Below are 12,121 nucleotides of genomic sequence, written 5' to 3' on the forward strand. Positions count from 1 at the left end.
CGGTGCCCGCCGGTCAGGGGGCCAGGGGGTGGTCGGCCGGGGTGACGGGGGTGGGGAGGTCGGTGGTGCCGCGCAGGTAGTGGTCGACGGCGGCGGCCGCCGCACGGCCCTCGGCGATGGCCCAGACGATCAGGGACTGGCCGCGGCCCGCGTCGCCCGCGACGAAGACGCCGTCGGCGGCGGTGGCGAAGTGGGCGTCGCGGGCCAGGGCGCCGTGCGGGCCGAAGGCGAGGCCGAGCTGGCCGGCGATCGGGCTGTCGGGCTCGGGGCCGGTGAAGCCGAGGGCGAGCAGGGCGAGTTGGGCGGGGAGGGTGCGTTCGGTGCCGGCCTCGGGCCGGCGGTCGCCCGGGGTGGCGTGGGCGAAGCGGACGGCGGCGAGCCGCCCGTCGGGGCCCGGGTCGAAGCCGACGGTGGTGGCGGCGAAGACCCGCGGCTCCTCGCCGGCCTCCTCGTGGGAGGCGGTGCGCCGGTAGACCTTCGGGTGGACGGGCCAGGGCTGCTCGGCGGCGCGACGGTCGGGCGGGCGCGGGTTGATGTCCAACTGGATGACGGACGTCGCGTGTTGGCGCAGTGCGGTGCCCAGGCAGTCGGCGGCGGTGTCGCCGCCGCCGACGATCACCACGTGCCGGCCCTCGGCGGTGAGCGGCGGCCGGGGGAAGTCGCCCTGGTCGGCCCGGTTGGCCTGGGTGAGGTAGTCCATGGCGTGCCGGACGCCGGGCAGGTCGTGCCCGGGGGAGGGGAGTCCGCGCGGTGCGGTGGCGCCGACGGCGAGCAGCACGGCGTCGTGGTCGGAGCGCAGCCGGTCGGCTGGCAGGTCGCGTCCCACGTCGACACCAGTGCGGAACCGGGTTCCCTCGGCGCGGAGTTGGTCGAGCCGCCGGTCCAGCCGGTGCTTCTCCAGGCGGAACGGCGGGATGCCGTAGCGCAGCAGTCCGCCGAGCCGGTCGGCGCGCTCGTACACGGTGGTGGTGTGCCCGGCCCGGGTGAGCTGCTGGGCCGCCGCCAGCCCGGCCGGGCCGGAGCCGACCACGGCGACCCGGCGGCCGGTCCGCCGCTCGGGCGGGCGGGGGCGGTCCACACCGATCTCCCAGGCGTGGTCGGCGAGTGCCAGCTCGATGTTGCGGATGGTGACCGCCTCGGAGTCGATCGCCAGCACGCAGGCGCTCTCGCAGGGGGCGGGGCAGAGCCGCCCGGTGAACTCCGGGAAGTTGTCGGTGGCCAGCAGGTGGGTGGCGGCGGCCCGCCAGTCGTCACCGGCGGCGAGGGCGTTCCAGTCCGGGACGAGGTTGCCCAGCGGGCAGGCGTTGTGGCAGAAGGGCAGGCCGCAGTCCATGCAGCGGGACGCCTGCTCGCGGACCAGGGGGAGCGGCGGGCGGCCGCCGTCGACCTCCGCCCAGTCCTGGACGCGCTCCTGCGGCGGCCGCCGCGCCCGGGCGCGGCGGGGGGTGGTGAGGAAGGCCCTCGGGTCTGCCATCGCGGCCTCCGGCTGCGAAACCCGTTCGTGTGGCCACGGTACGCCTGTGGGACGGTCGGCAACAGGGGAGACCGGCGGCGGGCCGGGCGGCCCGGGTGCCCGTCAGTAGGACTGGAGCTCCAGCAGGGTGCCCTCCGGGTCGCGGAGGTGGGCCGTGCGCAGGCCCGGGCCCCACTCGGGGCGGTCGGCCGGGGCGGTGACCGGGGTGGCGCCGTACCGGAGGCACAGGGCGTGGCCGGCGTCGACGTCGGGGACGCGGCAGACGAACATCAGCGCGTCCTGGGCGTCCACGGTGGAGGGGAGGGCGTCGGTGCCGACGGCGGAGGCGAGGGCGGCGCGGTCGAAGAGCGAGAGCAGGCCCTGCCCGTCGACGTCCCAGTGGGCGTACGGCCCGGCAGCGCTGCCGCGGACCAGGGTGGCGCCGGCCAACTCGGGCAGGACGGCGGCGTAGAACGCGAAGGCGTCGGCGAAGCGGGTGGTGAGCAGGCGGGGGTGCAGGGCGTCCATGGCGCGCTCCGGAAGGGCGAGAATCAGTGGGTCGACACCCACTATAGGTGCAGACCCTAGAATGGTGGTCATGAACGATCCGGACGCCGTCCCGCCCCGCCTCACCGGCCTCAGCACCTACCTGCTCTCGCGGGTCGGCAAGGCCGCCCGCACCGCGCTCGGCGAACGCCTCGCCGAGCGCGGCCTGCGGCTGTGGCACATGGCGGTGCTCGCCGCACTCGACGACTTCGGCCCGCACGCCCAGCGCGACCTGGCCGCCCGGCTGCGCATCGACCCGAGCGACCTGGCCAAGGCGGTCGACCAGCTGGCCGCCGCCGGGCAGGTCGAGCGCAGCCGCGACCCCGCCGACCGGCGCCGGGTCTCCGTCACGATCACCCCCGTCGGACGCGCCGCGCTCGCCGAACTCGACGGCGAGGCCCGGCAGGTGCAGGAGGAGCTGCTCGCCCCGCTCGACCCGGCCGAACGGGCGCAGCTGCACGCCCTGCTCGGCCGGATCTTCGACGCCCTGCCCCGGTAGCTTCCGGCCCTCAGGAAGTGATCAGCTCCAGGTGGGGCTGGAAGGCGGCGTTCTCACGGCTGTTGAGGTTGACCGCGAGCCCGACCGCGCCGAGCGGCTGCCACACCGCGAGGGTGACCGGGCCGCCGGTGGTGACGGCGGCGGTGACGTCCAGGCCGACCCAGTCCGCTGCGGTGGAGATCGCACCGGTGCCGAGCGCCGTGGTCGGGGCGGGGGAGCGGTTCCAGGTGACCGCGGTCTCCGTCCAGCCGTCGGCGGTGGTGGCGAAGGCCTGCAGCGAGGTCTGGGTGCCGCCGGAGTCGGCGACCGCCCCGCGGACCCAGAGCACCGCCCGGCGGACCGTCCCGCCCACCCCCGCGGTGTTGAACGAGAACAGCGCCCGCCGGCTGTAGCCGCTGCCGGTCGAGTCGGTGTTCTTCACGGTCAGCGTGGCGGCGGTGCCGTAGTTGGTGTCGCCGTACGAGCCGTCGCGGACGTAGGCGTCCTGGGTGGGCGCGAGCCGGGTCGCGGTGGCCGGGGCGGGCGCGGTGCCGGTGGTGCGCAGGGTCACCGTCCGGCTCGCGCCCCGGGTGCCGCCGAGCTCGACCAGCAGGGTCACCGCGCTTCCGGTGGCGAGGACGGTGACGCCGGCCGCCGGGTCGGCCGTCCGGTAGCCGGACCGGGCGACGGTGACCTGGACGGTGGAGGCGGTCCGCCCCGGGTCCGCCACCGTGACGGTCATGGTGCCGCCCGACTCGCGGACCAGCACCGAGGCCGGCGCCGACACGGAGATCGGACCGGCCGTCCCGGCGGCGAAGAAGTTCGCGGCGGTGACGCCCGAGACGCTGTCGGAGACCGCCTGCACCGACGCGGAGTTGGCCAGCACGGTGACGGTCGGGGCGGCCGAGCGGGCGGCGGCCGTCGCGGCGTCCGCGCCCGGCATCAGCAGGTAGGAGTAGCCGGCGCCGGACGGATCGGTGCCGTGGTCGACCCAGAGCGTCAGGTAGCGGCGGGTCAGCGCCTCGGTGGTGCCGCCCCCGTTGATGTCGTGCCAGCTGCCGGTCCGGGCCTCGCGCAGCGCGTTCACGCTCGCCCCGCCGGGGAACAGGTACGCGCCGAAGCCGGAGATCGCCGCCCAGCGGGCGCCGGTGAAGCGCTGCGACCAGCCGAGGGTGGTGGGCTGCGCCGTGCCGTCCACGGTGAGGGCGTGCTGGCCGGTCGGGCCGAGGTTGCGGTTGTCGACCACGGTCTCCACCGGCACGCCGTCCGCGCAGCTGATCCCCGCGCCCAGGCAGACGACCGCATCGTCCAGCAGGAACCAGGACTTGACCCCGCTCAGGGTCGAGGACAGGCCCCGCACGGCCTGCCCGACGGCGGCGTAGGTGCCGTCGCAGGCGCCGCCCGCCCAGGTGTTGTCCGGGCGGGCCGCGCCCCAGGCGCCGCCCGCCGCGTCGGCCAGCGGCTTGGTGGAGACGGTGGTGCCGGGCAGCCGGTAGGGGTTCACGGTCGGCCAGAAGGCGTCCGCGTACTGGCCGTTGCCGAAGGTCGAGCCCCACCAGGCGAGCAGGCCGCTGTTGGTGTGCCAGCCGCGCAGGTTCTCGCCGTTTCCGGTCTCGTAGAAGGTGGTGCGGGCCGAGCACATCGCCAGCGAGGCCGCCCAGCCGGCGCGGCGGACCACCGCCCGGTCCATCGCGAAGACCCGGGCGCCGGCCGGCTCGGCGGCGGCGGAGGTGGCGGAGTCGTTCACCAGCGCCTGCGCGCGGGCGAGTTCGGGGACGTCCACGGCGGCGTCGGTGAGGTACGGGCGGTAGTAGTCGCGGGCGATCCAGCCCTTGACCGCCGCCCGCCACGCCGCCGACTGCGCCGCCGGCGCGGCGCCCGAGTCGGCCAGCCGCAGGATGTGCCCGATGATCGTGTGCCCGCGCCCGTGGTCGTCCTGCTGCAGGTGCAGCGCGTCGCTGCTCTGCAGGCCCCGGCTGATCGCCCGGCCGCTCACCGAGTCCATCACCAGGCCGTTGTAGAGGAACGGCGCGTACGCCGCGTCGACCGCGTCGAACACGGTCTGCCGCTGCGGATCGGTCACCGCCCAGGCCGAACCCGCGAGCAGGCCGAAGAGCTTGCTCAGCCCGCCGAGCAGCACCTCGCCGTACGAGCCGGTGTACGGCACCCAGGTGTGCTGCACGAACGAGCCGTCCGGGTAGAGGCCGTCGCCGGTCAGCACGTACGGGAAGACCGGGGAGAGCGAGGCGGAGGCGAGCGCCAGCTTGGCGGAGCTCTTGCCGATCACCCCGCGCAGGGCCAGGACCCGGCAGAGGTCGACCCGGTTGGCGCCGGTGGAGGTCCCGGTGTAGGAGGAGACCTTGGAGTCGGGGACCGAATGGTCCACCGCCGCGCAGTAGTCGGCGATCTGGGCGGCGGTGAGCAGCGGCTGGACGAGGACGCAGGTGTCGAGCAGCGCCTGCGGGGTGCCGATCTGCCAGTCCCACCAGTTGTTGTAGTTGGTCGCGGTCGGGGTGTACGCGATCGCGTGCAGGTGGTCCAGGCCGGTGGTGACGGCGGCGGCGAGCGCCGCGTCGGCGGTCGAACCGGTCCCGGGCTGGGCCCAGGCCAGCGCCATGGTGCGCAGGCGGAGGTAGCTGGAGGTGATGTTGGCGGAGACCGTGCCGAGCGGCAGGTCCGGCCAGAGCGAGCCGGCGGTGGGCGCCATCGCCGCCTGCTGGGTGCGGGCCCGGTCGCCGAGGGAGGCGAGGGAACCGGCGAACGGCTGGGCGGCCGGGTCGAAGTCGGTGCCGGTCAGCAGCGCCCGCCAGCGCAGGCGGAGCGTGTCGTACGCGTCGGCGGCGAAGGCCGACCGCCCGCCGAGGGCGGACCAGGCGCCCGCGGCGGCCAGGCCCACGGCGGAGGCCTGGAGCAGGCGGCGACGGGAGAGCGGGAGGCGGGCGGGGGAGAGCGGGAGGCGGGTGGGGGAGTGCGGCTCGGGGATCAAGGGGGCTCCTTGCCGGGTGCGACCTCGCGGCGCACGGCCGCCCGGCGCCGTGGGGGTCGGCGCAGCGGCGCCCGGGCGGCGCCGCACCGCGCCGGGCGGGTGTGACGGTAAGCGCTTTCCCGCCCGGACGTCAACGGATGGTGCAGACCGCGCCGGATCGCTGCCCGCCCGTCGTGTTCCCCCGCGCCGGTGGCCGTCCCGGCCTAGAGTCGGTCGCATGGCCTTGGTGTGGGAACAGATCGTGGTGGACTGCGCGGACCCGGTGGCGCTCGGGGCGTGGTGGGCGCGGGCACTGGGCTGGGTGGTGGTGGACGACTCGGCCGAGGAGTACGAGATCCGGCCCGCGCCCGACCGGCTGCCCGGCCTGCTGTTCGGCGTCAATCCGGACCGCAAGGCCGGCAAGAACCGCCTGCACCTGGACTTCCGCCCCGACGGGGACCAGGAGTCCGAGGTGCGGCGGCTGCTGGCGCTCGGCGCCACCCGCCCGGACATCGGCCAGAGCGGCGACGAGCCGTGGGTGGTCCTCGCCGACCCGGAGGGCAACGAGTTCTGCGTCCTCGCCGCACCGCAGGACCGCGCGAGCGGGTCGTGAACGGGGCGCGACGCGAACCGGCGGCGTGACGGCGGAATGCGATCACCCGTCAGGGGTGTTCGGGCTAGGGTGTGCGAGGTCGGCGCCGGTCCGGCGCCGGGTGGTACGTGAGCGGAGTGGAGACGGGGATGCGTTTCGGAGTCATCGGTACCGGGACGGTGGGCCGTACGCTCGCCGAGAAGCTGGTCGAGCTGGGCCACGAGGTCACCCTCGGCTCGCGGACCAAGGACAACGCCGCCGCCAACGACTGGGCGGACCGCGCCGGGCCGTACGGGCACGCGGGCACCTTCGCCGAGGCCGCCGAGTTCGGCGAGGTCGTGCTGAACGCCACCTCCGGCACGGTGTCGCTGCAGGCGCTGGAGGCGGCCGGCGCCGAGCGCCTGGCGGGCAAGGTGCTGATCGACGTCTCCAACCCGCTGGTCTTCTCCGCCACCGGCGAGCTCTCGCTGGAGCCGGTGAACACCGACAGCGTCGGCGAGCAGATCCAGCGGGCCCACCCCGACGCCTTCGTGGTGAAGGCGCTGAACACGGTGACCGCCCCGGTGATGGTCGACCCGGCCCGGATCCCCGGCGAGCACAACCTCTTCATCGCCGGTGAGGACGTCGAGGCGAAGGCCAAGGTCCGTGCCGTGCTGGAGGAGTTCGGCTGGCCCGCCGGCGCGATCATCGACCTCGGCGGGATCGAGGCCGCCCGCGGCATGGAGATGATGATGCCGTTCTGGATCACCATGATGCGCCACCTCGGCCACGCCGACTTCAACTACTCCATCCGCACCGCGAACTGACGCACCGACACACCGACGCACCGACGCACCGAAGCACCGACGCACCGACGCACCGACGCACGGACCGGGAACCGCCATGACCGAACAGCCCCCGCCCCCCTTCGAACCCGTCGACGAGGACTGGCAGACCGCGCTCGCGATCGTCGCCCACCCCGACGACATGGAGTACGGCGCGGCCGCCGCCGTCGCCCGCTGGACCGCCCAGGGCAAGACCGTGGTCTACGTGATGGTCACCAGCGGCGAGGCCGGCATCGACGGCATGGACCCGGAGCAGTGCCGGGCCGTGCGCGAGCAGGAGCAGATCGCCTCCGCCGCGATCGTCGGCGTCGACGTGGTCGAGTTCCTCGGCCACCCCGACGGCGTGATCGAGTACGGGCTGCCGCTGCGCCGCGACATCGCCCGCGCGGTGCGCCGGCACCGCCCGGACATCGTGATCACCACCAACTTCCGTGACACGTACGGCGGGGTGTTCCCCAACCAGGCCGACCACATCGCGGTCGGCCGGGCCACCCTGGACGGCGTCCGGGACGCGGGCAACCGGTGGGTGTTCCGGGAGCTGACCGCCGAGGGCCACGAGCCGTGGGACGGCGTCCGGCAGGTCTGGGCCGCCGCCTCGCCCGACGGCCGGCACGCCGTCGACACCACCGAGCACTTCGACGCCGGCGTCGCCTCGCTGGAGGCGCACCGCGCGTACCTGGACGGGCTCGGCGAAGGGCCGATGTCGGACGCGGCCGGATTCCTGGAGTCGATGTCCCGGGCGACCGGCACCCGGCTCGGGGTGCGCTACGCGTCCTCGTTCGAGGTCATCCCGCTGCGCTGACCCGGCGCGGTCGGCCGGCCGTCCGGTCGGGCGGGCCCACCCGGTCCGGCGTTCTCGTCCGGGCCGGCGGACCCGCCCGGACCGGTGGTGCCCTCCTGGTCGGTGGTGCCCTCCCGGCCGGCGGGCCCGCCCGGACCGCCGCCGCGGCGCGAGCGCAGACGGCGCAGCAGCGTGCGCGCCAGCAGCGCCAGCACCACCGCGCCGGCCAGGACCAGCAGCAGCACCTGGTACCGGACGGCCTGCCGGTACAACTCGTCCAGGTTGTCGCCCGCGAAGTAGCCCACCGAGGCCCAGACGCCGACCCAGAGCAGCGCGCCGACCACGTTGGCGGGCACGAACCGGCGCCGGGGCATCTCACTGGTGCCCGCGATGATCCCGTTGGTCTGCCGCAGCCCGTCCACGAAACGGGCGCCGGTCACCACCTTGGCGCCGTGCCGGTCGAAGAAGCGCTCGGCCTTGGCCATCCGCTCCGGGGTCAGCCGGACGTACCGGCCCCAGCGGTGCACGAAGGCGTGCCCGCCGGTGCGGCCGATCAGGTAGCCGAGGCTGTTGCCGACCACCGCCGCGACCACCGCGATGGCGACCACCGCGGCGATGCTCATCCGGCCGGTGCCGGCGTAGACCGCGGCCAGGACCAGGACGGTCTGGCCGGGCACCGGGATGCCGCAGTTGTCCAGGCACACCAAGACCCCCACCGCCGCGTAACCGTAGTCGTCGAGCAGGGGGGACAGGTGGGCCAGCGGGCCGGGCAGGTCGGTGATCAGGGGTTCCTTCCGGCGGGGCCAGGTATCAGCGCTGCTCCTCGGCGTTGCGGTGCTCGACGACGCAGTCCGGCCCCGGGTAGACGAGTCCCGTGTGGCCGTCCTCGAAGCGCACCATGTACGGCGGCTCGCCGTCGGCCCCGCGGACCTCCAGGATCTCGCCCTTGCGGTCGATCATGCCGATGTTGCGACTGTACATGTGGACGTGGTCACCCACTGTGGCTTGCATGCTCTGCTCCCATGGGGGGTGCGGGCGGATGCCTTCACTCCACTCTGCGGCGGGTGGCGGCGGCCCGCAATGGAAGGGCCGGTCACGCCGCCGGTGGGGCGAGGTAGCGCAGCAGCACCCGCTTGCACTCGGCGATCAGCGCCGGGTCGCCGTCCTGAGCGACCCGGAACGCCAGCTTGAGCACCGCGTCCGCGCACTCCATCGCGACCCGCAGCGACACCCCGTACCCCGGGTCGGCGAACAGCTCTCCGCCGATCGCCCGCAGGCGCACCGCCACGGCCGCGTTGTTGTCGAGGTCGTCGTCGAGCAGGTGGGTGTCGTCGCCGAAACCGGCCGGCACCGCGTCGACCAGGCCGAAGTCCAGGTGCCCGAAGCCGGGGACGGTCCGCTTCATCGCCACGAACTCCTCCACCGCCAGGTCGACGAAGGTCGCGAGCGAGCCGGGCCCGGAGGCGCCGGCGGTACGGGCGGCGAGGCGGGCCAGGTAGGCGGTGAGGTTGCGCTCCGCCAGTGCGGCGAGCAACCCCTCGCGGCCGGAGAAGAACTGGTACAGGGTGCCGATCGGCACCTCGGCGCGCTGCGCGACCTCCTTGGTGGTCAGCGCCCCGGCACCGACCTCGTCCAGCAGCCCCGCGCAGGCGTCGAGCAGCCGCTCGTACCGCTCCTGGCTGCGCTGCTGCACCGGCCGCCGGCGGACCGCAGCCCCACTGCCGCCCTGCACGCCGCTGTCCGTCCGCGCTCTCATGGCGCCACTCTGCCGCATCCGCGCCCGACGGGGCCAATCACCGCCGGTCGGGGGGCGGGTGTCGGCGCCGAGGGGCAGGGTCGGCGCCGAGGGGCGGGGTCGGAGCCGAGGGGCGAGTGTCGGTGCCGGGCCGCCGGGTGGCCGGCCCGGTCAGTGAGCCGGTGGGAGCGGGAACTCGGCCCAGACGGTCTTGCCCTCGCGGGTGTAACGGGTGCCCCAGCGGTCGGCGAGGCCGGCGACCAGGAACAGGCCGCGGCCGCCCTCCTCGTCGGGGCGGGCCCGACGGAGGTGGGGCGAGGTCTCCTTGCTGTCGGACACCTCGCAGAGCAGGGCCCGGTCGTGGTCGCGGAGCAGCCGCAGGTGCACCGGCGGGGCGCCGTAGCGGATCGCGTTCGTGACCAGCTCGCTGACGACGAGTCCGACCGCGAAGCCGACCGACTCCAGCCCCCAAAGGGCGAGTCGGTCGCCGACGGCGGCCCGGGCGCCGGCCACCTCCGCCGGGTCGGGGGCGATCTGCCAGTCGGCCGTGTCGTCCGCGGCCGGCGCGTGCAGCCGGAGCAGCAGCAGTGCGGCGTCGTCCCGGCCGCCGTCGGGCAGGCCGGACGCCGCGATCCGGCGCCGCAGCGCGTCCGGTGGCAGGTCGGCGTGCTCGTCCAGGATCCGGCAGAGCCCGGCGACGCCGGCGTCCGGGTCCTGCCGCCCGCCGGTCACCAGGCCGTCGGTGAACAGGGCCAGCAGGCTGCCTTCGGCGATCTCGAACTCGGCGGCCTCGAAGGGCATGCCGCCGACCCCCAGCGGCAGGCCGGCCGGCAGGTCCAGCGGCGCGGCGGTGCCGCCCGGGGCGCGCAGGACCGGCGGCAGGTGGCCGGCGCTCGCCGCCGCGCAGCGCCGGTGCACGGGGTCGTACACCAGGTAGAGGCAGCGTGCGCCCAGCGCCGGGTCGGTGCCGTCCGCCTCGCCGGGGTCGGTGCCGATCCGGGCCTGGCCGACCAGGTCGTCGAGGCGGCCGAGCAGTTCCTCGGGCGTGAGGTCGAGGGCGGCCAGGGCCCGCACGGTGGTCCGCAACCGGCCCATGGTCACCGCGGCCGGCAGCCCGTGGCCCGTGACGTCGCCGACCACCAGCCCGACCCGGATGCCGGACAGCGGGACCACGTCGTACCAGTCGCCGCCGACCCCGCCCGGCCCCTTGCCCGCCACGTAGTGGTGCGCCGTCTCCACGGCCGTGTGCCGCGGCAGTTCCTGCGGCAGCAGGTTGCGCTGGAACAGCAGCGCGGTGGCGCGCTCCCGCTCGTACCGGCGGGCGTTGTCGACGCAGACGGCCGTGTGGGCGATCAGCTCGGCGGCGACGGCGAGGTCGGCATCGTCGAACGGGCCGCGGGGGCCGGTGCGCAGCAGGGTGACCTCGCCGAGCCGGGCCGATCCGGCGGCCAGCGGGAGGACGAGCCGTCGGCCGTCCGGCGCTGGCCTGTCCGGCGCTGGCCTGTCCGGCGCGGGCCCGTCCTTGTCCGGCGCGCCGGTGCGGACGGGCTCCGCCAGGTCCACCCGGGCCTCGTCGGCGAGGTCGGGCACCACGGCGGCGACCAGCTCCCGGCAGGTCCGGGCCGGGTCCAGGGTGGTGCCGATGCCGCTGGAGCGGCTGAGCAGTTCGAGCCGGCGCTGCGCCTCGTACCGGTCGGTGATGTCGAACGCGGACTCGCAGACGCCGAGGTCGCGGCCGGTGTCGTCCTGGAGGCGGAAGTAGGAGCAGGACCACACGGACGGCTGGCCCCCGGCCCCGGGTGCCGGGCTGCGGTAGTGCAGGTCGACGACGGGTTCGCCGGTGCGCAGGACCTGGTCGACGACCGACCCGAGCGAGCGGCCCGCGAGGCCCGGCGAGACGATCTCGCCCGCGGGGAAGAGGTCCCTGACCGGGCGGCCGAACCAGTCGGCGCGGGTGAAGCCGAACGCCTCTTCGGTCGCGGGGTTGACCCACCGCACCCGTCCGTCCGGCCCGATCACCGACAGAGAGATCGGGGACTGCGCGGACAGGCCGGTGAGCATCGCCTGGTCGGTCGCCCAGCGCTCCATCCGCTCGGCGGCGACCGACACGATGCCCCACGCCGCGGTCGCCGGGCCGGCGCCGTCGGGGCCCAGCCGCAGGACGTACAGCACCACGTCGACGGCCCCGCCGGGGCGGCGGAGCGCCCACCGGTCGCCCCCGGACGCGACGGGGGCGTCGGCCGCGTCGAAGAGCGATCGCCCGTCGACGGGGACCAGGACCGAGCGGGCGGGCCGGCCGAGCACCTGGTCCGCCCGGTACCCGTACAGCTCCTGGGCGGAGGCGTCCCAGCCGATCACCGTGCCGCGCCGGTCGAGGACGGCGGTCGCCATCGTCCCCGGGCCGAACGGGGTGCCGGGCGGCTGCCCCGCTGCCCCGGGCACTGTCATGGCGGCCTCCCGACGGACGGACCTTCTCCTCACGCTACCCGCGGGCCTTGCAACCAGCCCGATGGTACGAAATCGCCATGACAAGCGTCCGGAGACCGGTCGTTCTGCTCGCCCTGACCGGCCGGGCGCTCTTCAGCGCCGCCTGCGGCGGCCCCGGAACGCCCTCGGCCGACGGCGGGTGGCTCCCGCAACCCTTCTTTCTTCTCCGTCGTCGGCGGGAGCCTGAGGGCCGACCACAGGGCCAAGGCCGCTGCGGCCATCGTCCCGGCCGACAACCACGCGCCGCACCGTCCTCAAGG

At 75.5% G+C, this 12,121-nt stretch carries 11 protein-coding genes; 4 read left to right on the forward strand and 7 right to left on the reverse strand.

The genetic code is table 11. The annotated features are described in order from the left end of the window. Window positions 1-13: 13 nt before the first annotated feature. Window positions 14-1,474, reverse strand: a complete 1,461-nt coding sequence (locus ABEB06_RS35640) for a glutamate synthase subunit beta (RefSeq protein WP_345701069.1) — start codon at window positions 1,472-1,474, stop codon at window positions 14-16. Between the two features lie 102 nt (window positions 1,475-1,576). Next, the gene (locus tag ABEB06_RS35645) at window positions 1,577-1,981 is read right to left on the reverse strand and encodes a VOC family protein (protein ID WP_345701070.1); all 405 of its coding nucleotides are present in this window, start codon (window positions 1,979-1,981) and stop codon (window positions 1,577-1,579) included. Between the two features lie 70 nt (window positions 1,982-2,051). Between ABEB06_RS35645 and ABEB06_RS35650 the strand changes: the two genes are divergently transcribed. Then, entirely contained in the window at window positions 2,052-2,498 is a 447-nt protein-coding gene (locus ABEB06_RS35650) for a MarR family winged helix-turn-helix transcriptional regulator (protein ID WP_345701071.1), read from the forward strand. A 10-nt stretch (window positions 2,499-2,508) separates the two neighbouring features. Here ABEB06_RS35650 and ABEB06_RS35655 read toward each other — a convergent pair whose 3' ends face one another. Continuing rightward, window positions 2,509-5,463, reverse strand: a complete 2,955-nt coding sequence (locus ABEB06_RS35655; RefSeq protein WP_345701072.1) for a polysaccharide lyase family 8 super-sandwich domain-containing protein — start codon at window positions 5,461-5,463, stop codon at window positions 2,509-2,511. A 217-nt stretch (window positions 5,464-5,680) separates the two neighbouring features. Here ABEB06_RS35655 and ABEB06_RS35660 point away from each other — a divergent pair, with 217 nt between their 5' ends. The 3 genes from ABEB06_RS35660 to ABEB06_RS35670 all read left to right on the forward strand — a co-directional run bounded on the left by ABEB06_RS35660 (window position 5,681) and on the right by ABEB06_RS35670 (window position 7,660). Continuing rightward, entirely contained in the window at window positions 5,681-6,055 is a 375-nt protein-coding gene (locus ABEB06_RS35660; RefSeq protein WP_345701073.1) for a VOC family protein, read from the forward strand. Between the two features lie 128 nt (window positions 6,056-6,183). After that, on the forward strand, window positions 6,184-6,840 hold the full coding sequence (locus ABEB06_RS35665) for an NADPH-dependent F420 reductase (RefSeq protein WP_345701074.1): 657 nt from the start codon (window positions 6,184-6,186) through the stop codon (window positions 6,838-6,840). Window positions 6,841-6,916: 76 nt separating this feature from the next. Next, window positions 6,917-7,660 carry a PIG-L deacetylase family protein gene (locus tag ABEB06_RS35670; protein ID WP_345701075.1) on the forward strand — a complete coding sequence of 248 codons (744 nt, stop codon included), beginning with the start codon at window positions 6,917-6,919 and terminating at the stop codon, window positions 7,658-7,660. On the opposite strand, the gene ABEB06_RS35675 is transcribed toward ABEB06_RS35670, so the two are convergent. The 4 genes from ABEB06_RS35675 to ABEB06_RS35690 all read right to left on the reverse strand — a co-directional run bounded on the left by ABEB06_RS35675 (window position 7,624) and on the right by ABEB06_RS35690 (window position 11,822). Beyond that, window positions 7,624-8,355: a DedA family protein gene (locus ABEB06_RS35675; RefSeq protein WP_345701076.1), complete on the reverse strand. Its 732-nt coding sequence runs from the start codon at window positions 8,353-8,355 to the stop codon at window positions 7,624-7,626. The genes ABEB06_RS35670 and ABEB06_RS35675 overlap by 37 nt on opposite strands. A gap of 94 nt (window positions 8,356-8,449) precedes the next feature. Then, window positions 8,450-8,650 carry a DUF1918 domain-containing protein gene (locus tag ABEB06_RS35680; protein WP_345701077.1) on the reverse strand — a complete coding sequence of 67 codons (201 nt, stop codon included), beginning with the start codon at window positions 8,648-8,650 and terminating at the stop codon, window positions 8,450-8,452. 82 nt (window positions 8,651-8,732) lie between these two features. Then, the gene (locus ABEB06_RS35685; protein ID WP_345701078.1) at window positions 8,733-9,395 is read right to left on the reverse strand and encodes a TetR/AcrR family transcriptional regulator; all 663 of its coding nucleotides are present in this window, start codon (window positions 9,393-9,395) and stop codon (window positions 8,733-8,735) included. Between the two features lie 150 nt (window positions 9,396-9,545). Beyond that, window positions 9,546-11,822 carry a SpoIIE family protein phosphatase gene (locus ABEB06_RS35690; protein WP_345701079.1) on the reverse strand — a complete coding sequence of 759 codons (2,277 nt, stop codon included), beginning with the start codon at window positions 11,820-11,822 and terminating at the stop codon, window positions 9,546-9,548. Window positions 11,823-12,121: the final 299 nt, after the last annotated feature.

The organism is Kitasatospora terrestris (assembly GCF_039542905.1).
Lineage (GTDB): Bacteria > Actinomycetota > Actinomycetes > Streptomycetales > Streptomycetaceae > Kitasatospora > Kitasatospora terrestris.